The 25,825-nt window shown below is 63.9% G+C and carries 24 protein-coding genes; 12 read left to right on the forward strand and 12 right to left on the reverse strand.

Going from position 1 to position 25,825, the window contains the following annotated elements; translation table 11 throughout:
- Positions 1–2 precede the first annotated feature (2 nt).
- Together ASD07_RS09165 and ASD07_RS09170 are read left to right on the forward strand one after the other, a co-directional pair.
- A complete protein-coding gene (locus tag ASD07_RS09165) occupies positions 3–1,673 on the forward strand; it encodes a hypothetical protein (protein ID WP_082507228.1) in 1,671 nt (556 codons plus the stop codon).
- Positions 1,674–1,699: 26 nt separating this feature from the next.
- Positions 1,700–2,488, forward strand: coding sequence for a PPK2 family polyphosphate kinase (locus ASD07_RS09170; RefSeq protein ID WP_055928405.1), 789 nt, complete (start codon positions 1,700–1,702; stop codon positions 2,486–2,488).
- Here the strand turns inward: ASD07_RS09170 and ASD07_RS09175 are convergent.
- Positions 2,475–3,122 carry a pyridoxamine 5'-phosphate oxidase family protein gene (locus ASD07_RS09175; protein WP_055928407.1) on the reverse strand — a complete coding sequence of 216 codons (648 nt, stop codon included), beginning with the start codon at positions 3,120–3,122 and terminating at the stop codon, positions 2,475–2,477. The two genes, ASD07_RS09170 and ASD07_RS09175, sit on opposite strands and share 14 nt — an antisense overlap.
- A gap of 70 nt (positions 3,123–3,192) precedes the next feature.
- On the opposite strand from ASD07_RS09175, the gene ASD07_RS09180 reads away from it, so the two are divergent.
- A complete protein-coding gene (locus ASD07_RS09180; protein WP_055928410.1) occupies positions 3,193–4,677 on the forward strand; it encodes a PLP-dependent aminotransferase family protein in 1,485 nt (494 codons plus the stop codon).
- A 92-nt stretch (positions 4,678–4,769) separates the two neighbouring features.
- A complete protein-coding gene (locus tag ASD07_RS09185; protein ID WP_082507224.1) occupies positions 4,770–5,393 on the forward strand; it encodes a Crp/Fnr family transcriptional regulator in 624 nt (207 codons plus the stop codon).
- 3 nt (positions 5,394–5,396) lie between these two features.
- Here ASD07_RS09185 and ASD07_RS09190 read toward each other — a convergent pair whose 3' ends face one another.
- From ASD07_RS09190 to ASD07_RS09230, 9 genes are all read right to left on the reverse strand, one after another.
- On the reverse strand, positions 5,397–6,026 hold the full coding sequence (locus tag ASD07_RS09190; protein WP_229207105.1) for a Crp/Fnr family transcriptional regulator: 630 nt from the start codon (positions 6,024–6,026) through the stop codon (positions 5,397–5,399).
- Positions 6,027–6,212: 186 nt separating this feature from the next.
- Positions 6,213–6,968, reverse strand: a complete 756-nt coding sequence (locus ASD07_RS09195) for a spermidine synthase (RefSeq protein ID WP_055928413.1) — start codon at positions 6,966–6,968, stop codon at positions 6,213–6,215.
- Positions 6,969–6,993: 25 nt separating this feature from the next.
- A complete protein-coding gene (locus ASD07_RS09200; RefSeq protein ID WP_057246514.1) occupies positions 6,994–7,506 on the reverse strand; it encodes an FxDxF family PEP-CTERM protein in 513 nt (170 codons plus the stop codon).
- Positions 7,507–7,585: 79 nt separating this feature from the next.
- A complete protein-coding gene (locus ASD07_RS09205; RefSeq protein ID WP_055928417.1) occupies positions 7,586–8,890 on the reverse strand; it encodes a PAS domain-containing sensor histidine kinase in 1,305 nt (434 codons plus the stop codon).
- 144 nt (positions 8,891–9,034) lie between these two features.
- On the reverse strand, positions 9,035–10,393 hold the full coding sequence (locus tag ASD07_RS09210) for a sigma-54 dependent transcriptional regulator (RefSeq protein WP_055928420.1): 1,359 nt from the start codon (positions 10,391–10,393) through the stop codon (positions 9,035–9,037).
- Between the two features lie 49 nt (positions 10,394–10,442).
- Positions 10,443–11,678 (reverse strand): ABC transporter permease, encoded by a 1,236-nt coding sequence (locus tag ASD07_RS09215; RefSeq protein ID WP_055928423.1) that lies wholly within the window; start codon positions 11,676–11,678, stop codon positions 10,443–10,445.
- 10 nt (positions 11,679–11,688) lie between these two features.
- A complete protein-coding gene (locus ASD07_RS09220) occupies positions 11,689–12,999 on the reverse strand; it encodes an ABC transporter permease (RefSeq protein WP_055928426.1) in 1,311 nt (436 codons plus the stop codon).
- 1 nt (position 13,000) lies between these two features.
- Positions 13,001–13,705, reverse strand: a complete 705-nt coding sequence (locus ASD07_RS09225; RefSeq protein WP_055928430.1) for an ABC transporter ATP-binding protein — start codon at positions 13,703–13,705, stop codon at positions 13,001–13,003.
- Positions 13,706–13,724: 19 nt separating this feature from the next.
- Positions 13,725–14,990, reverse strand: a complete 1,266-nt coding sequence (locus ASD07_RS09230) for an efflux RND transporter periplasmic adaptor subunit (RefSeq protein WP_055928433.1) — start codon at positions 14,988–14,990, stop codon at positions 13,725–13,727.
- Positions 14,991–15,204: 214 nt separating this feature from the next.
- Between ASD07_RS09230 and ASD07_RS09235 the strand changes: the two genes are divergently transcribed.
- Positions 15,205–16,689, forward strand: a complete 1,485-nt coding sequence (locus tag ASD07_RS09235) for a hypothetical protein (RefSeq protein WP_055928436.1) — start codon at positions 15,205–15,207, stop codon at positions 16,687–16,689.
- Here the strand turns inward: ASD07_RS09235 and ASD07_RS09240 are convergent.
- The gene (locus tag ASD07_RS09240) at positions 16,664–17,791 is read right to left on the reverse strand and encodes a DUF1624 domain-containing protein (RefSeq protein ID WP_055928439.1); all 1,128 of its coding nucleotides are present in this window, start codon (positions 17,789–17,791) and stop codon (positions 16,664–16,666) included. The genes ASD07_RS09235 and ASD07_RS09240 overlap by 26 nt on opposite strands.
- Before the next feature lie 108 nt (positions 17,792–17,899).
- On the opposite strand from ASD07_RS09240, the gene ASD07_RS09245 reads away from it, so the two are divergent.
- The 3 genes from ASD07_RS09245 to ASD07_RS09255 all read left to right on the forward strand — a co-directional run bounded on the left by ASD07_RS09245 (position 17,900) and on the right by ASD07_RS09255 (position 20,247).
- A complete protein-coding gene (locus ASD07_RS09245; protein ID WP_055928469.1) occupies positions 17,900–18,424 on the forward strand; it encodes a GbsR/MarR family transcriptional regulator in 525 nt (174 codons plus the stop codon).
- Between the two features lie 90 nt (positions 18,425–18,514).
- Entirely contained in the window at positions 18,515–19,795 is a 1,281-nt protein-coding gene (locus ASD07_RS09250) for an SDR family oxidoreductase (RefSeq protein ID WP_055928443.1), read from the forward strand.
- Complete coding sequence (locus ASD07_RS09255) at positions 19,783–20,247, forward strand: DUF2269 domain-containing protein (RefSeq protein WP_055928447.1); 465 nt, start codon at positions 19,783–19,785, stop codon at positions 20,245–20,247. Before ASD07_RS09250 ends, ASD07_RS09255 begins: the two co-directional genes overlap by 13 nt.
- Before the next feature lie 10 nt (positions 20,248–20,257).
- Here ASD07_RS09255 and ASD07_RS09260 read toward each other — a convergent pair whose 3' ends face one another.
- Entirely contained in the window at positions 20,258–22,120 is a 1,863-nt protein-coding gene (locus tag ASD07_RS09260; RefSeq protein WP_055928449.1) for a phosphoethanolamine transferase, read from the reverse strand.
- A 258-nt stretch (positions 22,121–22,378) separates the two neighbouring features.
- Here ASD07_RS09260 and rpsL point away from each other — a divergent pair, with 258 nt between their 5' ends.
- The 4 genes from rpsL to ASD07_RS09280 all read left to right on the forward strand — a co-directional run.
- Complete coding sequence (gene rpsL / locus ASD07_RS09265; RefSeq protein WP_028102972.1) at positions 22,379–22,762, forward strand: 30S ribosomal protein S12; 384 nt, start codon at positions 22,379–22,381, stop codon at positions 22,760–22,762.
- Positions 22,763–22,871: 109 nt separating this feature from the next.
- The gene (gene rpsG / locus ASD07_RS09270; RefSeq protein ID WP_028102973.1) at positions 22,872–23,342 is read left to right on the forward strand and encodes a 30S ribosomal protein S7; all 471 of its coding nucleotides are present in this window, start codon (positions 22,872–22,874) and stop codon (positions 23,340–23,342) included.
- Positions 23,343–23,444: 102 nt separating this feature from the next.
- Positions 23,445–25,550 (forward strand): elongation factor G, encoded by a 2,106-nt coding sequence (gene fusA / locus ASD07_RS09275; RefSeq protein WP_055928452.1) that lies wholly within the window; start codon positions 23,445–23,447, stop codon positions 25,548–25,550.
- 77 nt (positions 25,551–25,627) lie between these two features.
- Positions 25,628–25,825: GTP-binding protein (locus ASD07_RS09280; RefSeq protein ID WP_057245772.1), on the forward strand; the 198-nt coding region annotated here is incomplete at its 3' end.

Genomic DNA, 25,825 nt, shown 5'->3' on the forward strand with positions numbered 1-25,825 from the left:
ACGTGGACATCAACCTCCTGTACGGTGGCGCGGTGCTGGCCGGGACGGTAAGCGCTCTGCTTTACATGCGCAAGAAGCGCTGGCTGGACGCGGCGCTGGCGATAGCCGCTGGCGCATCGTTGGCGACCCTGCTGGCCGCGCCGAACGCGCCCGCAGGCGAGGCGCAGCGAATCGTCCTGGAGACCGCCGGCGCATCGCCGGCAATGCCCGGTGAGCGACTTGCCGAAGCGCTGGCGCAATTGCCGTCGGCGCCGCGCGGCACAGTCGTCGAGGTCCGGGGCCAGGGCCTGCATGAGGCGCAATGGCGCGACATCCCCGTGCGTCCGATCCAGTGGCAGCCTGCGAAGGACGGCCTGCTGTGGCTTGACTTCCCGCGCTCGCTGCCGCTCGGACGCAGTTTTGCGCTGACGGTGCGGCGCGATGCGCCGCAAACCGACTGGCGCCTGCAACTGCTGGCGGAAAACGGCCTGGTGCTTTCCGAGTCGCGCGCTACTGCCGCATCGCAGGCGTTGACCGTCCAGTGGCAGCCGCCAATGGCGGAATCAATGGTGCTGCAGGCGCGCTTGCTGGACAAGGCGGGCAAGGCCATCACCCAAGGCCCGGTGCCTCTGCGCGTGCTCGACGCCGTACCCTTGCAAGTGCAAGGCCGCTTCAGCTCGCCGTCCTTCGACACGCGGGTCTTGAACCGCTTGCTGACGGACTCCAATGCCGTCGTCGATTGGCAGACTACGCTGGGCAAGGCGCTGACCCGTAGCGAGGAAGCCCGTGCGCCGCTGACGCATCCCAACGCGCTGGTGGCCGATGCAGGCTGGCTCGAGGGCGGCGGCATGCGCAATGCCTTGGCCCAGGTCGCGCAGGGCATGCCGCTGCTGGTCCTGGGCGGCAATGCAGGCGACGCCGCGCTGTGGCAGCGTGAGCTAGGATTAAAGCTGGCGTCCCAATCCGCCACCACGGAGCAGGAAGATGCACGCCACCTGGCTTTCGCTGGCACCACCCTGGCTTTCGCGCCGGGCGCGCAAATGCCAACGGCTGGCGGCCCATGGCAGGCCATCGCTCGTGATAGGGACGGCAAGGCATGGCTGTGGCAGCGCGACTGGCATAAAGGCCGCATCCTTTGGCTGGGCTTGCGCGACTGGCACCGCCATGCCATCAGCGAACCCGCGGCGCTCGCCTCATGGTGGCAGCAAGTGATCGACCTGGCGGCGCAGGGCAGCGAACAGAAAGTGCGCTGGCTGGATGCAGACCCTATGCCGCTGGCAGGCCTGCGCACCGAGGTGTGCGCGCAAGGCGTGGCAACAGGCAGTGCCGTCACCGTGGGGCAGGCCGCAACGCAGTGGCAAGCCCGCAGCGAACGCGCCGATGCCGCCTGCGTTGCGCTCTGGCCACGCGCCGCCGGTTGGCTGCGCGCGCGCAGCGGCGACGCGGAAAGCGCCGTCTATGTCTACGCTCCACATGACTGGCCGGGATGGCAGGCGGCGCTGCGCCATGAAGCGACCGCACGTTTTGCAGGCCGCAGCTCCCAGCCAGTCGCCGACGTTGCCGGCGATGCGTCCGTGCGCGCCGCGCCGGGCGCCGGCGAGGCGCAACTGTGGGCCAGCGCCGTGCCGCGCTGGCTGCTGGCGATCGCGTTCGCTGTCAGCTTGTTGCTTCTGTGGTGGCGTGAGCGCCGTTGAGCTGCAAGCTGTGCTAATGTCATTGCATGAAAGCGATCGACGAATTCCGGGCCAAGCCAGGCCTGCGGCTACGCGACAAGGATGCTGAAGCGGACAGCAAACCCGATCGGGACTTGCTGGACAAAATGCTGGACGACATTTCCGACCTGCAGGAGATGCTCTACGCTGAGCGCAAACGCAAGCTGCTGATCGTGTTGCAGGGTACGGATACTGCCGGCAAGGACGGCACCGTGCGCCACCTGTTCAGCAGGATCAACCCCATGGGCTTGCGTGCCGTCGGTTTCCGGGCGCCGACCGGGATCGAGGCGGCGCACGACTTCCTGTGGCGCATTCACCGCGAAGTGCCGAAAGCCGGCGAGATTGCAGTCTTCAACCGCAGCCACTACGAGGATGTGCTGGTCACCCGCGTGCTGGGCATGATCACGCCGCAGGAATGCAAGCGCCGCTATGCGCAGATTCGCGACTTCGAACGCATGCTGGCCGAAAGCGGCACCACCATCGTCAAGCTGTTCCTGCACATTTCGAAGGACGAACAGAAAGAACGCCTGCAGGCGCGCGTCGACGACCCGCACAAGCACTGGAAGTTCGACCCGGAAGACCTGAAGCAGCGCGAGCTCTGGAAGAATTACCAGAAGGCCTATGAAGATGCGATCACGGAGACCGACGCCGGCCATGCGCCGTGGTATGTGGTCCCCGCGAATTCAAAACGCTATCGGAACGAAGTCGTCGCCCGCCTGCTGCTGGAAACCTTGCGTGGCATGCGGCTCGACTGGCCGCCGCCCGACAAGCGGCTGTTGAAGCTCAAGGTGCGCTAACCCAGTCGCGCACGTAAGCCGGCGCCGCAACCGCGCACGCCGCATCTGCCACCGGCCCCGTGCGGAGCAGCACCATCGGCAGCTCGCCCACCCAGGCAGCGATGCCCATGTCTTCCTCGTCATCTTCCGGCCCGCCGCTGCGCACCTTGCACGCTGCCTCGGCCAGCGGGATCCGCAGCACCGTGGTGGCTGCATGCTCCTTGTCGTTGCCGCCGCGGACTTCCAGGCGGCGGCCCGGCGCCAAGTGGTCCATGAAGGCGTCCAGCGTGCGGCGTTGTTCGGCCTCGCCCACCGCTTCGAAGCGGCCATAGATCATCACCGAGCGATAGTTCATCGTATGGTTGAAGGCCGAGCGCGCCAGCACCAGGCCGTCCAGGTGGGTGATGGTGACGCAGGCGTCCTGCGCCATCAGCTGCTTCAGCATGCGGCTGCCGTTTGAGCCATGGATGTACAGGTGGTCGCCTTCGCGCCAGCAGGCGGTCGGGATGCAGTGCGCACCTTGCCCGTCGCTGAAGGCGATATGGCAGATGTAGGCGGCATCGACGATGGCGCGCACCAGTTCAGGTTCATAGGCGGCGTTGGCGGCGCCACGTCGCACGCGGGTGCGGTCGGTTGGGGGAGGTGTTGTATTCATGGCATCGGACTATAATGTCCTGCTGGCCCCTGCAACAGGTCCAGGGGTATGTAAAACCATGGAGCCACGCTTGGACTACTCGCTGCTGATTTCGAACTTCACCGCCAGCCATGGCGAGCATGGCTGGCCGCGCCAGCGCCTGCTGCATGAATGCCTGCGCGCGGCCATCCGCGATGGCACGCTGGCGCCGGGCACGCGCCTAGTTGCCACGCGCGCCCTGGCATCCGAGCTGGGCGTGGCGCGCAACACCGTGCTGTATGCGTATGAGCAGCTCACCAGCGAAGGCTATGTGACGACGGACCGCAGCGGCACCATGGTGGCCGCCGTGGCGCCGGCGCGGCAGCGTGAACCCAGCGTGGTGGTGCCGCACAAAGGCTTGTCGCAACGCGCGCAGAACCTGCGCCACAGCACCGCATCGGCCGCCAGCGGCACGCCTTTTGTGCCGGGTGTTCCCGACCTGCCCAGTTTCCCGATCGGCCTGTGGCGCCGCCTGCTGGAACGGGCCTGGCGTTCGCTGCCCACCGAAAAACTGAACTACGGCGACCCGTGCGGCGAACCGGTGCTGCGCGAAGCCATTGCCGACTACCTGCGCGCCTCGCGCGGCGTGATCTGCGAAGCGGCGCAAGTGTTCATTACCGACGGCAGCCAGAGCAGCCTTGACCTGTGCGGGCGCGCCTGCGCCGACGCCGGCGAAACGCTGTGGATGGAAAACCCCGGCTACGGCGGCGCCATGGCCGCCTTCCGCGCCGCCAGCCTGAAACTGGAGCCGATCGACGTCGACGGCGAAGGCATCGCACCGCGCCCCGAAGACTGGAAACAGCGTCCGCCGCGCCTGATCTATACCACGCCCTCGCACCAATACCCGACCGGCACGGTGCTGTCGCTGGCGCGCCGCATGGCCCTGATCGACGGTGCGCGCTCCTGCGGCGCGCTGATTATCGAAGACGACTACGACAGCGAATTCCGCCACGACGGCCCGCCGCTGGCATCGATGCAGGGCCTGCAGCCGGACGCCCCGGTGCTGTACTGCGGCACCTTCAGCAAGACCATGTTCCCCGGCCTGCGCATCGGCTACCTGGTGGTGCCGCCCTGGCTGGTGCAGCCCTTGGCCACCATGCGCCAGCAATCGGCATCGCGCGGCCGCGCCGCCGACCAGCTTGCGCTGGCCGAATTCCTGCGCAGCGGCCAATTCGCCCTGCACCTGCGCCGCATGCGCCGCGTTTATCGCGACCGGCGTGATGCCCTGGTGGAGGCGCTCGACAAGCACCTTGGCAATATCGCCAGCGTGCAAGGAGCGTCGGCCGGCATGCACCTGGCGCTGCGCTGGGACGACCCGCGCCTGTCGGACGTGGAGATCAGCCGCCGCGCCCGCGAGCAGGAAGGCATGATCGCCAATGCCCTCAGCGTGCACGCCGTCGCCGGCCAGTGCAACTGGCAGGGATTGGCGCTGGGCTATGGCCAGGTGGATCCGGGCAAGGTGGATGGCCTGGTCAAGCGCCTGGCCGGTGTCATTCATTTAACGGCCTATGAAAATTTTTACCGAAAGTTCAAATAGTTGATCGAAATCCTGCGCCCCTTGTTTTTAGAATGAAGTAAATCTGGCCTGACCAGATGTAGTCAAAAACAAGAAACGTATACTGGGGCGCAATGAATCAACATTTCCTGAAGCTGCGGCAGAATTTCAAAGCCGACATGATGGCGCGCTATGCCGTCGACGAACAACTGTTTGACGAAACCGGGCGCTGCATCGCGCCGCTGGCGGTGCCGTTCTCGGCCCGCCGTGGCGAGCTGCTGCAACATGTGGGCCAGTCCGCGCGCGAGGTGTTCTGGCTTACCGGGGGCGTGGCCCGCGTCGGTTATGTCAGCGCAGGCGGCAACGAAGTCACCATGCGTTTTGCCACCGAGAGCCATATCGCGAACGCCTATGAAGACTTGCTGGAGTTCCGCGGCGAGTTGCCGGCGCGCTCCTTCATCGTGGCCGAGACCTCGGTGCAGGGCTTCCGTTTCGACTGGGAGCAGATGAGCGTGGCACGCAGCCAGCACCCGGTGCTGACCGCCTACATGACACGCATGCTGGAATTTGCCGTGTGCAGCCAGGCGCGCCGCTTCGTTACGCACACCGCATCGAGCGCCGAAGAGCGCCTGGCCAATTTCAGGGCGGAGTACCCGAACCTGGAACGCCGGATTTCGCAGAAGGTGCTGGCGTCCTACCTGCAGATTACGCCGGCCTACCTGTCGCAGCTCATGCGCCGCGAACAGGAAGCAGCGTAGGGCTCAGTGCTCCTGGCGCTCCTGCTCCTGGCGCAGGAGCGTCGACATGTATTGCGGCGTAATGCCCAGGAAGGAGGCCAGCGATTTCTGTGAAATGCGCTGCTCCAGACCCGGATACTGCTCGCGGAAGGCGGCCAGCCGGCAGTTGGCCGACGTCATGCTGCGCACCAGGCAGCTTTGCGAATAGCGGCGGATCGAGTGCTCCGACACCTTCAGGTAGTACTCGCGCATCAGGCTATGCTCTTCGCGCAGGCGGGCCATGGTGGCCCACTCCACGCGGATTGCCGTCACCGGCGTTTCCGCAATGATGAATTCCTGCGCCGGCTGGCCGTCCTGGGCCGCCAGCAAGTCATGGTGCGAGCCGCAGGAATCGCCCTCCGACGAAAACGCCATCGTCACATCGGTGCCGTCCCTGGTGATCATGCCGCGCCGTGCCACGCCGCGGTATAGCCAATACGCCACGCTGGCCGGCACGCCGGAGCGCTGCAGGTAGTCGCCTTTGCGGAAATGCACCTCAACCACATGCGGTGCCAGGATGCGGTTGAACGCATCGAACATTTCACGCGATACGCCGATGCGGCTCATCGAATATTCGCTGAATTCTTCTCGCTGTTTTAGGAATGCTTCGGACATTGCGGTAACTCTTGGTCTTTCTGACAATATTGTTTCTTGCCTGAAACCACAGGCCCCGCAATATAAACCACTGGAAGGAGCCCGGCAATCCCGCTTTACATACTGTTGCATGCTGCCGCTTAATTTTAGTAACTAGTTGATAATCTTCAACTATTTAAACAAAACGAAGCGGCGCATGTAGCTATACTACGCGCTGGCCATCCAGTCGCGCATGCCGTCGACCCACGGCCTGGCATTCAGATTCAACGATTTCCTGATCTGGGTGGCACGCTCGTACAGCACCGAAAAATCAATCGAAGGGGAGCGCTTGAAGGCGATCACCACGATGTTGGCGTCGTGGACTTCGGGCAGCCACACCACGGCATCGAACACCAGTTCCATGTGCTGCAGGTTCTTGTCGTAATTGTCGAAATCGCCAAACACATTGGTGGTCATGATGCCGTCCGGGCCCAGGCAGTCGAAGCAAGCCTGGTAGAACTCCGGCGTGTCGAGCACCGGGCCGCGCGCCTCCTCGTCGTACAGGTCGACCTGCAGCACGTCCACCGTGCCGTGGTTGCGCGGGTCGAGCACGAAATCCAGCGCATTCATCTGGCGCACTGCAAGCCGCTCGTCGTTCGGCGGCAGGCCGAACTTCTCTTCGCATATTGCAATCACGTTCGGATTGAGTTCGATGGCGGTCACGCGCGCCTTGGGAAACTGGCGGTAGCTGAACTTGGTCAAGGCCGCGCTGCCCAGGCCGAGCTGGACAATGTGACGGGGCGAAGGCAGGAACAGTGTCCATATCATCATCATGCGCACGTATTCAAGCTCGATCATGTCGGGCTTGGACAGGCGCATTGCGCCTTGCACCCAGGAAGTACCCAGGTGCAGTGAACGGACACCTTCGAATTCGGTGATGGTGGCGGGAGGAAAACCAGGCTGGTCAAATCTGCGGGAAGTCATGGCCGACAGTTTACCAGCCCGGCGCTCACGCCTCCTGGCGGCGCTTGAGGGCCGCCGCACCGGCCACCCCCAGTCCCGCCAGCAGCAGCGCATAGCCGCCCGGCTCGGGCACCGCGCTGATGTTCAGCGTGCCCGAGTAGCTGGCCGAGGCGGGCGTGAAGCCGGTATCTTCAAAATCCACATAGCCGAAGACCGTCAGTGCCAGCGGCCCCGTGATCACCGTCGGCAGCAGGAAGCCGTATTCGAACAGGCCGGGGCCGCTCAGGGACAGCTCCTGGCCATTGATGTAGGCTGCGCTGAAAGTCACGTCGGTTGACGGGCTGAAGCCCAGCGTCACCAGGCTGGCGTCGACGGAATAGGTGCCGGCGCTGGGCGAAAAGTTGAAGGTATCGGAGAAGGCTCCCTTCTCCAGGTGGGTCACGCCGAAAGCGGCGGAAAGTTCGGCGGCGCTGCCGCCGAGGTTGACATTGGTGACGACGTTGTCCGCCTGCACCGACGTGGCGGCGAATGCAAGCAGCAAAGCCATGGCTGTCTTCATGGTGTTCTCCTGGAAGCGCAGGCGAAGCGCCTGCACATTCCAAGGTAGGCCGCACAATTGAGCTGCTGTTTGATCTGGATCAAATGGGCAAGATGATTGCCACCGCAAGTCCGCCGCCTTCGCGGTTGGCCAATGCGATGCGCCCGCCATGGGCTTCGGCGATTTCGCGCGCCAGGGCCAGGCCGAGGCCGGTGCCGCTGCGCTTGGTGGAATAGAACGGCACCAGGGCGTTGGCCAGCACCGCCTCGCTCATGCCGGGGCCGCGGTCCTGCACTTCGATGCGCAGCACGCCCTGCTGGCGGCGCAGTTCGAGGCCGACGTCCCGCGGCTGCGAACCGGACTCATGGGCGTTCTTCAGCAGGTTGAGCAGGGCCTGCTCCATCTGCGCGGCATCGAAGGCATGCGGCTCGGCCGGCACTTCGCCGTGTAGCGTGAACTGCACCTGGTCCGACAGGGCGGCCAGCAAAGCGCCCCAGTTCTGCGGCTCAAGGCGCGGCGAGGGCAGCTTGGCAAAGCGCGCGTAGCCGAGGATGAAGCTTTCCAGGTGGCGCGTGCGCTCCTCGATGGTGGCCAGGATCTGCGGCAGGCGCTCGGTCTGGCCGCGCCGCACCAGCTCGCTGCCCGAGTGGGCCAGCGAGGTCAATGGCGCCAGCGAGTTGTTCAATTCGTGGCTGATCACGCGGATCACTTTTTTCCAGGTCTGCACTTCCTGGCGGCGCAATTCTTGCGTCATCTGGCGCAGCAACAGGAGTTCGTGCGGACGGCCATTCAGGCTGAAGCTGCGGCGCGCCAGGTGGAAGACTTCCTCCTCCTCGCCATCGCCGATGGTGAACAAGCCATCGCCGCCCCGGCCCACCGCATCGCGCAAGGCGGGCTGGACGCGCGCCAGCAATTGAGCCAGGCGCAGGCCCTCCAGCTTGCGGCCCTCGTTGACCAGCTGGCGCGCGGCCAGGTTGCCGAAGACGATGGCGTCGTTGTCCGTGACCAGCAGCATGGCCACGGGCGTATGCTGGACCATGGTGTCGAGCAGCAGCTCGCGCTGCACCAGGCCAAGGCGCTGTTCGCGCAGTACCTGGCCCAGCTCGTTGTGGGCGGCCACCAGGTCGCTCAATTCATCGTTCTGCGGCCAATGCAGGCTGAAGGAAAAATCGCCGTCGCGGTAGCTGGTGACCGTGCCGGTCAGCGCACGGTACAGCGAAAGCTGGCGCTGCAGCTGGGCGCGGATGGTGATCACCGCCAGTGGAACCAGGCACAGCAGCGAAATGCCGACCACGATGGTCGGATGTTTCGGCAGCAGCTGGTCCAGCCCCAGCGCAATCAGGATCCCCGTCGCCGTCAGCGTTCCCACCAGGGCCGACCACAGTGTCAGAAGTGAAAGCCGCATCAAGCTATGCCGCTGGGCTCGTGTCACACCATGGGGTCACACCCCAAGTGTGACACGGCCTCGTGTGTGAGACTGCTGGGTCCGTGTCACGTTTGGGGTGTGACCCCAAGGTGTGACACGGACTGGGCCGTTGTGGTGGGCGGGTCATGGGCGGGCGATGCCGAGGCGTTCCATGCGGCGGTAGAGGGCTTGGCGGGAGAGGCCGAGCTCGGCTGCGGCTTGGGCCACGACGCCGCTGGAGCGCTGCAGGGCGCTGACGATGGCGTCGCGGTCGGGTTCCTGCTCGGCCCCGGCGGCGCTCGTGGCGTGGCCGTTCATCGTGCTGGCGGCGGGCAGGCCGAGGTCGGGTACGGTGATGGTCTCGCCTTGCGCCAGCAGGCTGGCGCGTGCCATCACGTTCTTCAGCTCGCGCACATTGCCGGGCCAGCCGTGCGCCAGCAGGGCGGCTTCGGCGTCGGCGCGCAAGTGGCGTTCCTTGCCGAGGAAGTGGCGCGCCAGCGGCAGGATGTCGCCGGGACGTTCGGCCAGCGGCGGCAGGCGCAGCTCGATCACGTTCAGGCGGTAGTACAGGTCTTCGCGGAAGGTGCCGGCGCGGATCATGGCGGGCAGGTCGGCATTGGTGGCGCTCACCACGCGTACCTGCACCTGGCGTTCGCGATTGGAGCCGAGCCGTTCGAAGCGGCCGGTTTCCAGCACGCGCAAGAGTTTCATCTGGCCCGCCAGCGGCAGGTTGCCGATTTCGTCGAGGAACAGGGTGCCGCCGTCGGCGGCTTCGAACTTGCCTTCGCGCGCTTTGGAGGCGCCGGTGTAGGCGCCGGCGTCGGCGCCGAACAATTCGGCTTCAATCAGTTCGGCCGGCAGGGCGCCGCAGTTGAGCACCACGAACGGCCCTTCGCGCACCGAAGAATTGGCCTGGATGATGTCGGCGATGCGTTCCTTGCCGGTGCCGTTGGGACCGGTGATCAGCACCGGCACGTCGGCGCGGGCGACCTGGCAGGCGAGCGCGATCACGCGTTCGGTGGCGGGATCGTTCCACACCATATGGCGCAGGTTGTAGCGCTCCAGTTCGCGCCGCTGGCGCAGTTCGTCGCTGCGGTGCTGGTTCAGGGCGCGGTTGGCCTGGCCCAGTTCCAGGAGGTTGCGCACGGTGGCGATCAGGCGCTTGTCGTCCCACGGCTTGGACAGGTAGTCGGCGGCGCCAGCCTTGATCAGGTCGACTGCGGCGTCAAGGTGGGTCCAGGCAGTCAGCAGGATGACGGGCAGGTCGGGGTGGTGCTTGCGGATGGCGCGGAACAGTTCCACGCCTTCGGCACCGGAGGTGGTGTCGGCGCTGAAGTTCATGTCCTGCACCACCAGGTCGATGCTGGCGCTGCGCTGGCCGAGCAGGGCAAGGCCTTCTGCGGGCGAGGCGGCGTGCAGCGATTCGATATCGTGCAGCGAGAACAGGACTTCGAGGGCGACCGCGACCGCGGTGTTGTCGTCGATGATCAGTACGGTTGGCATGTCAGGAGAATAACATGGCCCGGCCAAATGGCCAGGCCATAAGGGAACATCAGGCGGAGCGGGTTGCCATCGCCGGCGAGATGGAGGCGGCGCGCCACGCGGGGCCATATACGGCGGCGATGCCGAGCGCCCAGGAAGCGAGGGCACCCACGACCATGTACTCGGCCGGCAGGCGCGCCAGTTCCAGTTTCGACACCAGCAGCTGGTTCAGGGCCAGCGCCCCCAGCAGGCCGCCGGCAATCCCGGTGGTGGTGATCATCAGGTTTTCAGTCACGAAGTAGCGCAGGATGTCGATCTTGCGCGCCCCCAGCGCACGGCGAATGCCGATCTGCTTGCGGCGCTGCGTGACCCACAGGCTGGCCATGCCGACGATGCCGCTGGCCGTCACCACCATCAGCAGCACGCTGACGGTGATCAGCATCCAGCACAGCGCGTTGTCGGCCTTGTAGCGTTTGGCGCGCTCCTCGGACTGGGTGGTGGTGTGCAGCACCACCTGGCCGCGATGCAGCTTGCGCAGCGCTTGCTCGGCATCCTTGATGGCGCGGTCGCGCTGGCCGGCTTCGGCGCGCACCGTGTACAGGTTGCGCCACGTGCCGGTCAGGCGCATCGCCACCATGGTCGACCACTCGCCTTCCGCGCCCATGGCGGCGCCGGGAGTCTGCAGCGTTTCCACCACGCCTACCACGGTCACTTCGCGCGCCTCCGGACCGGTGCCGTAGAACATCTTCTTGCCGACATAGCTGGCGGCGTCGGGCCACACTTTCTGCCCCAGCGCCTTGCTGACCAGGGCCACGCTGGCGAAGGCCTTGCTGGTATTGCGGTCGACTTCCACCACGTCCTGCGCGTTGAAGTCGCGCCCGTCCACCAGTTTCAGGCCCCAGGTCTTGACCAGCGAATCGGGCGTGAGGTACAGGGTCGGGCTGGCGCTGGTGCGCAACTGGTCGCGGCTGGCGGCGACGCTGTTGTAGTTGCCTGAATTGGACAGGGCGATCTGGTTGGTGTCGGCCACCGAGACCACGCCCGGGATGGCGCGCAGTGCGGCAGCCTGCGCCTGCTGCGCCGCCAGCTGCTCTTCATGGCCGCCGGGACGCAGCGGCTTGACGCTGATGTTGAACACTTGCTCTTCGTTGGCGATGCCGGTCGGGCGCGCGGCGACGGCCTGGCGCACACTGACGATGTGCAGCGCGTTGGCCAGGATGGCAAGGCTGAGCGCCACTTGCACGGCGACCAGGATCGGGCCGGTTTTGGAGCGCATCAGCGCGGAAAAGATTGGTTTGATTTCCATGATAATTACCTCACTGCGATTTCAGTTGCAGGGCCGGGGTGACCTGGCAGGCGCGCCAGGTCGGCAGCAGGCCGGCCAGCACGGCGGCACTGACCGACATGACAAAGGTCGCCAGCAGCATCATCCAGTCCATTCTGGTGGTGACGGCAATCTGTTCCGAGATGCTGCCGATCAGGGCCAGCGCGCCCAGTGCCAGCAGCAGGCCGAGGACGCCGCCGGCCAGGCCGACCACGGCGCTCTCGATCATGAACTGGCAGAAGATTTCCTTGCGCGAGGCGCCAAGGGCGCGGCGCACGCCCACTTCCGGCGCCCGTACCGAGAATTTCGCCAGCAGCAGGCCGACCGTATTGACCAGGCAAAGCAGCAGGAAACCGAAGGCCAGCATGGCCGACAGGCGGCTGTCCTTGCCCACCACTTTCTGGTCTTCCAGCCATTCCATCACGTTGAACAGCTCATTCGGCGCGGAGCGCTGCAGGCGGCCCAGCTTGCGCTGCTCGGCGGCGTAGGCGTCGAGCCAGGCTTGCAGTTGCGGGCGCTCGGCCGCCGAGTGCAGTTCGAACCAGAACTGGATCCAGATGCATTCCGAGTCGAGCAGGGCCTGGTAGCCCGGCGCGCGCTCGGCGCTGCAGCTCATATTGCCGCTCTGCCCGAACTCGTGGCGGATCGCGTTGTGGAAGGGGATGTAGAAATCGTCCTCACTGCCAAAGGCGCCGGGACCGCCGACGATGCGGTGATAACGCGGCACCGGCTTCCAGTTGCCGTACACCCCGACTACGGCGTAGTCGAAGCCGAGCATGCGCACGCGCTGGCCGACCGGGTTGGCGCTGCCGAACAGGCGCTCGGCCAGTTTGCTGCTCAGGACCACCACGTCGGCGCCGGCCTTGTCCTCGGCCTCGCTCCATGGGCCGCCGTGCACGAAGGGCACTTCGAACATGGCGAAGAAGTCGCGCGTCGGCGTCAGCCCTTCGGCGGAAAACACCGGCAGGTCCTTGCGTGCCGGTTCGATGGTGCCGTCCACGCCGCGTATGGCGGTGCGGCGGTCGCCCTGGCCGGAGGCGAGCAGGTTGACGGCGTCGCGGTAGGACATTTCATCGCCTTCGCGTTCGCCCGGCGTGTAGCCTTTGAGCGGGCCGTTGTCGATGCGCGGCACCAGCAGGCGCTCGCTCTTGTGCGGGATCGGGTCGCCCGACATCACGTGCAGGATGGTCAGGGTCGACACGCTGGCTGCCACGCCGACCGCCAGGATCAGCACCATCAGCGCGGTCAGCACCGGGTTGCGGCGCAGGCTGCGCACGCCCAGCAGGAAGTAGTAATGGAACATCTCAGGCCTCCTTGGCCACTACCAGCGATGGCGATTTGCGCACCAGGTCGGACACCTGGCCGTCGATGATGTGGACGTTGCGCTGGGTGCGCTGGGCCAGTTCCGGATCGTGGGTCACCATCAGGATGGTGGTGCCCTCGGCGTTGATCTCTTCCAGCAGCTCCATCACGCCGCGCGCCATCTGGGTATCCAGGTTGCCGGTCGGTTCGTCGGCCAGCAGCAGCTTGGGCGAGCCGGCCAGGGCGCGCGCGATGGCCACGCGCTGCTGCTGGCCGCCCGACAGTTCGGCCGGGTAGTGGCGCATGCGCGAGGCCAGGCCGACCTTGGCCAGCGCGTCTTCGATGCGCTCCTTGCGTTCGGCCGTGTTGAAGCCGCGGTAGCGCAGCGGCACGTCGACGTTGTCGAACAGGCTCAGGTCGGGGATCAGGTTGAAGCCCTGGAAGATGAAGCCCAGTTTTTCATTGCGCAGGCGGGAGCGCGCATTGTCGTCCATGCCTTTGACGTTGATGCCGTCCAGCACGTAGTCGCCGCTGGTGAAGTCTTCCAGCAGGCCGGCGATGTTCAGGAAGCTGGTCTTGCCGGAGCCGGAAGGGCCGGTGACGGTGACGAATTCGCCCTGTTTGACTTCGATCTCGAAGCCGCGCAGCGCGTGGGTTTCGATCATGTGGGTGCGATACACTTTGCTCAGGTTATTCATGCGCAGCATGCTTAATCTCCGTAGGGGGTTATTTATTGATCGAGACGCGTTTGGCGTTCTCAAAGTTTTCGCTACCGGCGATCACGATCCTGTCGCCTTGTTTCAATCCATTGACGATTTCCACGGCTGCCACGCTGGTGGCGCCCAGCTGCACCGGAGTGCGCACGGCAATGCCGTCCTGCAGCAGGTAGACATAGCGGCCGCCTTCCGATTCGACGAACGGGCCGCGCTGCACCATCAGCACGTTTTGCTTCTCGTCGATCAGCAGGCGCGCCGATACGCGCTGGCTCTGGCGCAGGCCTTCCGGCTGCTGGTCGAAGCGCACGCGCGCCAGCACCTGGTTCTTCACCACCTCCGGCGACAGGGCCGACAGCTTGCCCTTGGTTTTCACGCCGGCCACTTCGATTTCGGCGGTCATGCCAAGGCCGAGGTCGTTGACGTAGGACTCGGGCACTTCCAGTTCCACTTCGAGCTGCGACAGGTCGACCAGCGTCATGAGCGGGGAGTTGGCCTGCACCACGCTGCGGTTGGCGACCGACAGGGTGCCGATGAAGCCGTCCACCGGCGCGCGCACGGTCAGTTCGTCGACGCGGCGCTGGGCGTTGGCCAGCGACAGCTTCTGGCGCTCCATCTGCGCGGTTTTGGTTTTCAGTTCCAGCGACACGTTGTCGCTTTCCAGTTCGGCGGCCTGCTTGGTGTGCCTGGCGCGGATGTCGGCAGCTGCCACCGCGTCCTTGGCCTTCTGCATATCAATCTTGGCGATGATGCCTTCGGTCGACACGCTTTCGTAGCGCTGCAGGGTGCGCATGGCGGAGATGCGCTCGATTTCGGCGGTGTCGGCTTCGCGCTGCGCGGCCAGCTTCTGCTTGCGGGCCAGGATCTGCTGGCGCGCGACTTCCGCTTGCAGTTCGCCGAACAGGGTCTGCTCTTTTTTCAGTTCGTCCGTCAGGTCGGGCGATTCCAGCACGGCCAGCACCTGGCCTTTCTTGACCGTGTCGCCGGCGTGCACCTTCAGTTCGACCGTGGAAGTGGAAGTCGAATACAGGGTTGGGCTGACGGCGGCCACGATGCGGCCGTTGACGGCGGCGTCGCGGATCAGCGTGCCGCGCGTGACTTCGCCGATGCGCAGGCGCGCGGCGCTGATCGACTGCTCGCTACCGCTCCAGTTTTTCAGCAGGCTGAAGCCGGTCGCGGCCAGCGCCACGCCGGCCAGCAGCAGCAGCACTGTGCGGCGCGGGAAGCGGCTGGCGGGCGCTGCGATCACTTGGTCCTGGTGTGAGGTGTCGCGAATCATGTTCTTGTTCCTGGTGATGGTGATTTGGTCAAGGTAGTTAATGCATGAAGCGTGCCAGGATCTAAGTTGTTGATTTTTATGAGGTCCGTGACCACGGCCCGGCTGTCCGCGAGCGTCCACCGCGTCCGCCTGTCCGTCGCCGCGAAGCGGGCTACTTGATTTTTTAGTAAGCGGATATACTTGTTGGCTTAACTTTATGGCAAGGAGTGGTTCTGTGGAGTATCCGTTCCCGGACAGCGCAGTGGCGCGCTACGACGAGCTGGCGGCCAGCAGTGGCAACGGCGCGGTGGATGATCAGAGCTGGCAGGATTTGCTGCTGTCGCCCTATCTCGCTGAAGTCGGCGCCGGCGCCAGCATCTTCGGTCGCCAAGTGCTGTATCGGCGCTTGCGGCGCGGCGCGGCACTTGCATCGTCCGGGCCTGTCCGCGCTTTGCTCGCGGACAGCGGCGCGCGGGAACGGCTGGCCTTGCAGCTCGCGCCCTTGCGCAAGGCCAGCGCGGAAGTCACCGGGTCGCTGTTCGTCGCCGTCGCTGACGCCGCAGCCACCACTGCGCCCGTGGAACAGTCGCCACTGCCGGCCGTGCCACGCTGGTCGGCCTGGCTCTGGCTGGTGCCGTTGGCTTTCCTCGCCAGCGCCGTTGCCAGCGTCTTCTGGCTGAGCGCCCTGGTGCCGGCGGTCCTGCTGTCGCTGGTCTTGATGGCGATCCAGATCGCGTTTCATGCGCGCATCCAGCAATGGGCCGCCATCGCCGAAGCGCTGCAATTGCAGCTCTATGCGCACAGCCGGCAAGCGGATGCGCCCGGCGCCGCACATGCCGCCCAATTGCGCGCCGGGCTGGCACGCAATGCGTTCTCCACCGCGCCTGGCGTCGCAGAATATGCGGACTGGGTCATGTTGGCGAACCTGAAGCACTATTTCGCTACGCGCCGCCTGGTGCGGGACCATGCGCCTTTCCTGCGCGAGAGCTATGAGCTGGCGGCCGGCCTGGATGCCGACCTTGCATTGGCGCGCCACCTGTCCGCGCAAGCGCATTGGTGCTGGGCGGAGGAGGGCTGGGAGCAGGAGATTCACCTGCGAGCGGTACGCCACCCGTTGCTGCCCGATGCGCAGCCGCTGGAGCTGTCGCTGGAAGGGAAGAGTGCCTTCATCAGCGGCCAGAATGGCATCGGCAAAAGCACCTTGCTGCGTACGGTCGGCCTGAACCTGCTGGCGGCACGCGCTTTCGGCTTCTGCTACGCGGAGGCGGCGCGGGTGCCGAACCTGCCGGTGTATGCCAGTATGCACAACGAGGACGCGCTGGATGGCGGCGAAAGCCTCTATCAATCGGAGCTGCGCCGCGCGCACGAATTGCTGGCGCTGGCAAAAGAGCCGCAGCGCGCGGTCTTCATCATCGACGAGATCTTCCGCGGCACGAACCACCTGGAGTCGGTGTCAGCCTCCGCCGCGGTGCTGGAACAACTCGCCGGCCGCGGTACTGTGCTGGTGTCCTCGCACAATGTGGTGCTGGCGCAGTTGCTGGAGACATGCTGCCTGCCGTTGCTGGTGCAAAAGCGCGCCGACCGCCTGGTGCTGACGCCCGGTGTGCTGGCCGAAACCAACGGCCTGACACTGCTGGCCCAGGCCGGCTTCGACCCTTCCCTCGAACAACGCGCGCGCGACGTCTACAAACGCCTCAGCGGCCGGCTGCTGCCGGCATAGGGCGCAGCGTCTTGCGGCGCAGCCAAAGCCTGGTCAGGCCGTACATGATCGCGATCACCATCATCCACGCGGCATAGACCACGCCCAGCGACGGCTGGTAACCGTTTGGCAGGGTAAGACCTCCGGGCCCGCCTTGCGGTATCGCGCCGTAGCGCAGCATGAAATACGGCCCCGAAAGGAAGTGGATCATGGCAATGTGGATCACGTAGAAGAACATCGGCGTGCCGCCGAACAGCATCAGCAGCGGCACGGGACGCAAGCGTTCGAACCACGCCAGCACAGGCAGCGCAATGCCGATCGTCACGCACAAGTAGAGCAGCGAGGGCGGGTATTTGTGCACGCGGATGAAGGAAAGGAAATCCCACACCAGGCCGCGTCCTTGCGGCGCCCAGGGATCGGGATCGCCGTAGAAATTCCCGCTGCGCAGGGCGACGAAGAGCAACAGCAAGACGCAGCCGGCGATCACCAGGAAACGCTGCCGGCGTGCCGCCTGCCACTGGAACACGGGCCCCAGCGCGTAGCCGGCCGCGATCAGTCCAAGCCATGGCATCAACGGATACGCGAGATACACGCCGTAATTCCCGGCCACCGGCCAGAAGCCGCGCTGGTGCCACGCCAGCCACAGGGGATGGCTGGACTGGATCGTGTCGAGCAGGTTGTGCGGCAGGATCAGCAGCGCCGCAATGGCCGCTACGGCTGGCATGGGCAGCCATGCCAGCCCGGCCAGGAAAATCATCCCCATGCCCAGCGCCCACAGTACCTGCAGGATGGTGACGTTATATCCGAACTGCCAGCTGAAACTGATCCACGTTGCTTCAAGCACCAGCAGCAGCAGGCCGCGCGTGAGGAGGTAGCGCGACAAGGATGGGGTGCCGCACCGGGTGCCGCGCAGGAAGGCCGAAGTGCCGGCCAGCAGCACGAAGGTGGACGCGCACAGATGCGTGATCCAGCGCGTGGCAAACCACAACGGCGTGGTCTGCGCCAGGTCTTCCGGATCGAACAGCGCGGCGCCGAAGAAATCGCGGGTATGGTCCAACGCCATCAACACAATTACCAGGCCGCGCAGCATGTCGATGCTGGCGAGCCGCTTCGTAGTCTGCATGCTCGTCCCCATTATTTATTTGCTATGCATTGTGGGCGTGAATTGCCATCCAGGCAAATATTTAATTTCTGTCTTGACAGAAATTTGTGTAAGCATAGAATGGCTGGCATGGAACTGAAACCGATAGCCGAACGTTTTGTACTGCACTGGGGCGAGATGGGTTCGCGCTGGGGTGTCAACCGCACCGTGGCGCAAATCCACGCGCTGTTGTACCTGGCCGCGCGGCCAATGGACGCTGAGGAAATCCAGCAAACGCTGGGGGTGGCGCGCTCCAATGTCAGCAACAGTCTGAAAGAGCTGCAATCCTGGAGCCTGGTGAAAGTGGTGCACCTGAAAGGCGACCGCCGCGACCATTTCGAAACTTCGACGGACGTGTGGGAGCTGTTCAAGCTGATCGTAGCCGGCCGCCGCCAGCGCGAGATTGACCCGACTGCCGCCGCGCTGACCGAATGCCTCGCCAATCCAGCAATGGCCGACGAGGACCAAGGCACGCGCGAACGGATCGAGGAAACGCTGAAGTTCATCGAGGTGATGGCAACGCTGTCGGATGAACTGCTGCGCTACAAGCCGGAAACGCTGATGAAGACCTTGGGCGTGAGCGCCAAGATCAGCCGGGCCATCCGCGGCAAGTAGTGAAGCAGCAGCAGCGGGCAGCAATGCCCGTTTTTTTTTGAATTGATTATTTCTGTTTTTACAGAAATTACTGTCAGTAAGGAGTGGCGCATGAAGGTCCTGGTCTGCGGTGCCTCCGGGTTCATCGGCACTGCTGTTGCCGCGCGGCTGGCGGCAGCCGGCCACCACGTGCTGCGCGGCGTGCGCCATGTCGAGCGGGCCGGCGACGTGGCAATCGACTACGGCGCAGACTTGCAGCCGTGCGCCTGGCTGGATCGCTTGCGTGGCGTGGACGCCGTGGTGAACGCCGTGGGCATCATCCGCGAAAACGGCGCGGCAAGTTTCGAGGCCTTGCACTCAGGCGCACCGGCGGCGTTGTTCGCAGCGTGCGCCGAGGCCGGCGTGCGGCGCGTGGTGCAGGTTTCGGCGCTCGGCGCCGGGCAAGGCGACACCGCCTACTTCGCCAGCAAGCGCGCGGCGGACGAGGTTTTGATGTCGCTGCCGCTGGAATGGATCATCCTGCGGCCAGCACTGGTCTTCGGCCGCGAAGGCGGTTCGGCGGCGATGTTCTGCCGCCTGGCCAGCATGCCGCTGACGATCGCGCCGGCATTGGGCGCGGCGCGCTTCCAGCCGCTGCATGTCGACGACCTGGCGGATGCGGTGGTTGCCGCGCTCGACCCGGAAACGCCGGCGCAGCGCGTGTTCGATATCGCCGGCAGTACTGCCGTCGGCTACGAGGGCATGCTGGCTGCCTACCGCAGTGGCATGGGCTTTGCGCCGGCGCCGGTGCTGCGCGTTCCGGCGGCGCTAATGGCGCTTGCCGCCAGGGCCGGCCGCAGCTTGCCCGCGGCCCTTCTCACGCCGGACAACTGGAGGATGCTGCGCGCGGGAAGCGCGTTGGCGCAAGGCGATACTGCCGGCGCCGCGGCAACGCGCGAACTGCTTGGCCGCGCGCCGCGCGCCGTAACCGATTTCATCCCGTCCGCCGAGCGCGGAGTGTTTCGCCTGCGCGCGCTGGCAGCATGGCGCGCCAGCTTGCTGCGCTGGACCCTGGCCATCGTCTGGCTGGCGACCGCCTTGGTGAGCGCCTTGATCTACCCCCGCGCCGGCAGCCTGGCCCTGCTGGCAGGCGTCGGCATCCAGGGCGTGCCGGCCGTCGTGGCGCTGTACGGCGCCGCTGCGCTGGACGCCGCACTCGGCATCGCCTGCATCATGCGCCCGCGGCGCGCTCTCTGGCTGGCGCAGGGCGCGCTGATACTCGGCTATAGCGTGGCGATCGCGGCCTGCCTGCCGGAATACCTTTGGCATCCCTTTGGCCCCTTGCTGAAGAACCTGCCGATCCTGGCCATCCTGGTCATTTTGTATGCAGAGGAAAAAACATGGACTACCTGACCATCAAGACCATCCACATCCTGTCCTCGGTGCTGCTGGTCGGCACCGGTTTCGGCACCGCGTTCTATCTGTTTTTCGCGAACCGCTCGAAATCGGTGGAAGCGATTGCCGTAGTCTCGCGGCTGGTGGTGCGCGCCGACTGGTGGTTCACCACGCCGGCCGTGATCGTGCAACCCTTGTCCGGCGCCTGGATGATTTACCTCGCAGGCTATCCGCTGGACGCATTCTGGATCAAGGCTTCGCTGGCGCTGTATGCCCTGGCGGGCGCTTGCTGGCTGCCGGTGGTGTGGTACCAGGTCAGGATGGGCAGGATGGCGCTGGCGGCGCATGCGGCCAATACCGAGCTGCCAGCGCAATACTGGCGCTATGCGCGGCGCTGGGAACTGCTCGGCTATCCGGCGTTCATCGCCATGCTTGCCGTGTACTGGCTGATGGTGCACAAGCCGGTGTAAGCGCTGCCGCTTACTTGTCCTGCGACTGCGGCTTGCCCTTGTCGATCACTTCGCGGCAGTCGCCCTTGAACTTTGCGTTGTCGTAGTTGGTCCAGCCGTAGCTGTCGACCACCCGCTTGTGCACCTGGAAGTCCTTGTTGAGGAAACTCCAGGACGGCTTGTCGTCCGGATAGCGGATGTTCGCCACGTCCAGCATGGTGTGGAAAATGTTCTCCGTCGCCAGCTTGGCCTTGCGGTTGCGCAGCAAGGCGCCCACCTTGGACGGATAGTGCTCCAGGTACTGGTCGGAGAACCACATGAAGGCCGGCACATGGAATTCGTAGTCCGTGTTGTGGCCGTGGAAGGCCAGGCGGCAGGAACCGTCATACAAGGTCTGGCCGTGGTCCGCGACGTACAGCATCGAAGCCAGCTGCCCGGTGCCTTTCAGGTCGGCGATCACCTGCGCCAGGAACCAGTCGGTGTACAGGATCGAATTGTCGTAGCTGTTATTCAGTTGCGGCTTGATCTTCAGGTCGGTGTACACCGGTTTGTCGATGCCGAACAGCGACGGCTGCCATTTGTCGAACTCTTTCGGATGGCGCTGGCTGTAGTTCCAGTGGCTGCCCAGCGAATGCAGCACGATCAGCTTTTTCGGCGACGGGTCGGCCAGCGCGCGTTTGAGCGGCTCGAACAGCACGTCGTCGTAATTGGAATGGTTGGTGAAGCCGCCCAGGTTGAGGAACTGGATCACGTCGGCCTCTTTGGCAAACACCGATACCGGCGTGTCGTACTGGCCGAACGAGATCTGGTTCGACAGCCACCATGTCTTGAAACCCGCTTCCTTGTAGGCGGTCAGGAAGGACTTCTCGCTGAAGCCGTCCTTCAGGCTCTGGGTGGCCGGCTTGCGCGAAATAATGACCGGCACCGACAGGCGCGTCGCCGACACCGACGTGATCACGTCCGACAGCGGCACCAGGTTGCTTTCCTTGCCCAGCAAGGGATTGGTTTCGCGCTTGTAGCCGTTCAGGCTCCAGCGGTCGTAGCGCGAAGATTCGCCCAGCACCATCACCACGATTTCCGGCTGCTGGCCGCCATCGACCTGCCGCGCGCCGAACTCGAAGCTGGCGCTGCGTTCATCCAGTTCGGACAGGTAGCGCCGTTCCTTGTAAAAGTCATAGCCGCGCGCGCCCAGGCCAAAGGGCCACGATTCGATGAACTGGCCCGGATCGACAGGCAGCCGCGCCCAGTAAGGCAGGGCCGGACCGGGCAGGTGCAGCATGTGGGCGCCGGCCACTGCGGCGTGCGACGAGGCGCTTTCGCTGGCGCTGTCGTCGGCCGACGCGCTCATGCTTGCGCTTGCGCTATTGGCCGCGGTACTGGCCGCCGTGCGTTCGGGCGCCGCGTCGATGCCGAATTCATAGCCCCAGGCTGAAGCCGCTGCCAGCATGGCCAGCGCGAACAGCGCCAACCAGCGCGAGCCGCCGGTCCAATCCAAGCCGCGCGTCTGGCGGGCGGCGCGGAAGCTCAGCACCCACCACACGGCCACGCCCACCATCACCGCCAGCATGCTCCACACTTTGCGGCCGAGGAATTCCATCGCTTCCTGCGGACTGGTTTCGGCCAGGATGCCAAGGTGGTGGGTGGAAATGCCCTGGCCGTAGAATACGAACAGGTAGATCTCCGTGGGCAAGGCCAGGAAGGCGGGAACCAGCAGCCAGTGGAAATAGGCCGGCCGCTTGAACAGCGCCCACACGGTGACCCAGGCCACGCACTCGACCCCCAGCAGCTGCCATGGCTGTTCCATCGGTTTGCCCAGCATCAATGGCACGAAGGGCACAGCGGATAGCGCCAGGTAGCTAAACAGGATGAACAGGTGTGAAGGGCGCGGCAGCATTGCTTACAGGAAAGTACAAAATGATCGCTATTATGATGCCAATAGCGGGCCGTGGGGCGTCCCAATACTGCCACTTTATTCAGCATGCCGGTTGACTGAGCTGTTAACCAGGTATATACTCGCGAGTTCTCAATTTAGTCTGCGCATCGTATACGCGTTTGTTTGAGCGACGTTTAGCGCACTCTAAGAGATACCGTTTTAGCCCCCGGGCAAGGCTGCCTGGGTTGTCAATGCTGTAATTTTGTTGGATTTAAAACGATGCCAACCATCAACCAATTGATTCGCCAACCACGTACCAAGCTGGTCGTGAAGAGCAAATCGCCGGCACTTGAAAACTGCCCGCAAAAGCGTGGCGTGTGCACCCGTGTGTACACCACCACTCCTAAGAAGCCTAACTCGGCACTGCGTAAAGTTGCAAAAGTGCGCCTGACCAACGGTTTCGAAGTGATTTCGTACATCGGCGGTGAAGGCCACAACCTGCAGGAACACAGCGTTGTCCTGCTGCGCGGCGGTCGTGTAAAAGACTTGCCGGGTGTGCGTTACCACATGGTCCGTGGCTCTCTGGATACCCAGGGCGTTAAAGACCGTAAGCAAGCTCGCTCCAAGTACGGTGCGAAGCGCGCTAAGGCCGCTAAGAAGTAATTTGCAATTTAACTGAGTTGAGGCGGTCGCGAGACCGAGTAAGTGGATGGCTATGATGGCCACCGCGAGTGCCAAATGAGAGGCGCTCAACTGAAGAAAAGGAAATGACATGCCACGTCGTCGTGAAGTACCCAAGCGCGAAATTCTGCCGGATCCAAAATTCGGTAGCACCGAAGTCGCTAAATTCGTTAACGTTCTGATGCTGTCCGGCAAGAAGTCGGTTGCAGAAAACATCATCTACGGTGCCTTTGACCACATCCAATCCAAGTCCGGCAAGGACCCGCTGGAAGTGTTCACCGCAGCGATCAACAACGCCAAACCAATGGTTGAAGTGAAGTCCCGCCGCGTCGGTGGTGCTAACTACCAGGTTCCAGTCGAAGTGCGCCCAGTGCGCCGCCTGGCCCTGTCCATGCGTTGGCTGCGTGAAGCCGCTAACAAGCGCTCCGAAAAGTCCATGCCACAGCGCCTGGGCGGCGAGCTGCTGGAAGCCGCGGAAGGCCGTGGCGGCGCGATGAAGCGTCGTGACGAAGTCCACCGTATGGCTGAAGCGAACAAGGCGTTCTCGCACTTCCGCTTCTAATACGTTTGGCCAGCCTTTACTGGCTGGCCTTGTTCAAGCCGGGCACATTTTTCTCGAAAAGATGCTGCTCGGTTTTGTCCATTCAAAGATTTAGGATCAATTATGGCCCGCAAGACCCCCATTGAGCGCTACCGTAACATCGGTATCTCCGCTCACATCGACGCCGGTAAGACCACCACCACCGAACGCGTCCTGTTCTACACCGGCGTGAACCACAAGATTGGTGAAGTGCACGACGGCGCTGCCACCATGGACTGGATGGAGCAGGAACAAGAGCGCGGCATTACCATTACCTCGGCAGCGACGACCTGCTTCTGGAATGGTATGGCCAACAACTTCAAGCCACACCACATCAACATCATCGACACCCCAGGGCACGTTGACTTCACCATTGAAGTTGAGCGTTCCATGCGCGTGCTGGATGGCGCTTGCATGGTTTACTGCGCAGTGGGCGGCGTGCAGCCACAGTCTGAAACCGTATGGCGCCAGGCTAACAAGTACAAAGTGCCGCGTCTGGCCTTCGTGAACAAGATGGACCGTACCGGCGCCAACTTCTTCAAGGTCTACGAGCAGATGCGTTCGCGCCTGAAGGCCAACCCAGTCCTGATCCAGATCCCGATCGGCGCCGAAGACAACTTCAAAGGCGTGATTGACCTGGTCAAGATGAAGGCCATCATCTGGGACGACGCGTCCCAGGGCATGAAGTTCGACTACATGGACATCCCGGCCGAACTGGCTGACTCCGCACAAGAGTGGCGCGAGAAGATGGTTGAAGCCGCTGCTGAAGCCAACGAAGAACTGATGAACAAGTACCTGGAAGAAGGCGAACTCTCTGAAGAAGAGATCAAGACCGCCCTGCGCCAGCGTACCATCGCTTCGGAAATCGTTCCGATGATGTGCGGCACCGCCTTCAAGAACAAGGGCGTGCAAGCCATGCTGGACGCCGTGATCGAATACCTGCCGTCGCCGATCGACATCGCTGACGTTGCCGGTACCGATGACGACGAACAGCCAGCCACCCGTAAAGCTTCGGACGAAGAAAAGTTCGCTGCGCTGGCATTCAAGATCATGACCGACCCGTTCGTGGGCCAGCTGGCATTCTTCCGCGTCTACTCCGGCGTGGTGAATGCAGGCGACACCATCTACAACTCGGTCAAGCAGCGTAAAGAACGCCTGGGCCGTATTCTGCAGATGCACGCCAACCAGCGTGAAGAGATCAAAGAAGTCCGCGCCGGCGACATCGCCGCTGCCGTGGGCCTGAAGGACGTGACCACCGGCGAAACCCTGTGCGATCCATCCTCGATCATCACCCTGGAAAAGATGGTGTTCCCAGAGCCGGTGATCCAGCAGGCTGTCGAGCCTAAGACCAAGGCTGACCAGGAAAAGATGGGCCTGGCCCTGAACCGCCTGGCACAGGAAGATCCTTCGTTCCGCGTGAAGACCGACGAAGAATCCGGCCAGACCATCATCGGTGGTATGGGCGAGCTGCACCTGGAAATTATCGTTGACCGTATGAAGCGCGAATTCGGCGTGGAAGCAACCGTTGGCAAGCCACAGGTTGCATACCGCGAAACCGTGCGCAAGTCGGTGTCCGACGTGGAAGGCAAGTTCGTCAAGCAGTCCGGTGGCCGCGGCCAGTACGGTCACGCCGTTGTTACCCTGGAACCACAGGAACAAGGCAAGGGCTTCGAATTCGTCGACGCGATCAAGGGCGGTGTGATTCCTCGCGAATTCATCCCTGCGGTGGAAAAAGGCGTGCGCGAAACCCTGAACAATGGTGTTCTGGCAGGCTACCCAGTGGTTGACGTCAAAGTCACCCTGACCTTCGGCTCCTACCACGACGTTGACTCGAACGAAAATGCATTCCGCATGGCCGGTTCGATGGCGTTCAAGGAAGCTTGCCGTCGCGCCAGCCCAGTGATCCTGGAGCCAATGATGGCTGTGGAAGTCGAGACTCCGGAAGACTACGCCGGTACCGTGATGGGCGACCTGTCGTCCCGCCGCGGTATGGTGCAGGGCATGGACGAGATCCCAGGCGGCGGCGGCAAGATCATCAAGGCAGAGGTACCTCTGTCCGAGATGTTCGGCTACTCGACCATCCTGCGTTCCGCGACCCAGGGCCGCGCGACCTACACCATGGAGTTCAAGCACTACTCCGAGGCGCCTAAGCACGTGATCGACGCAATCGTCACCGCCAAAGCGAAGTAAAATAAATAATTACCCGGGCGGGGGAGATCCTCCCGCCCGGAATTGACCTTAAATCAAAGTTCTGAGGAAGAATTAAAATGGCAAAAGAAAAGTTCGAGCGGACTAAACCGCACGTGAACGTTGGCACCATCGGTCACGTTGACCACGGCAAGACCACCCTGACCGCAGCTATCGCTACCGTCCTGTCGAAGAAATTCGGCGGCGAAGCCAAAGCTTACGACCAGATCGACGCTGCTCCAGAAGAAAAAGCACGCGGCATTACCATCAACACCGCC

The organism is Duganella sp. Root336D2 (assembly GCF_001425005.1).
In the GTDB taxonomy this organism is placed as follows: domain Bacteria; phylum Pseudomonadota; class Gammaproteobacteria; order Burkholderiales; family Burkholderiaceae_D; genus Rugamonas.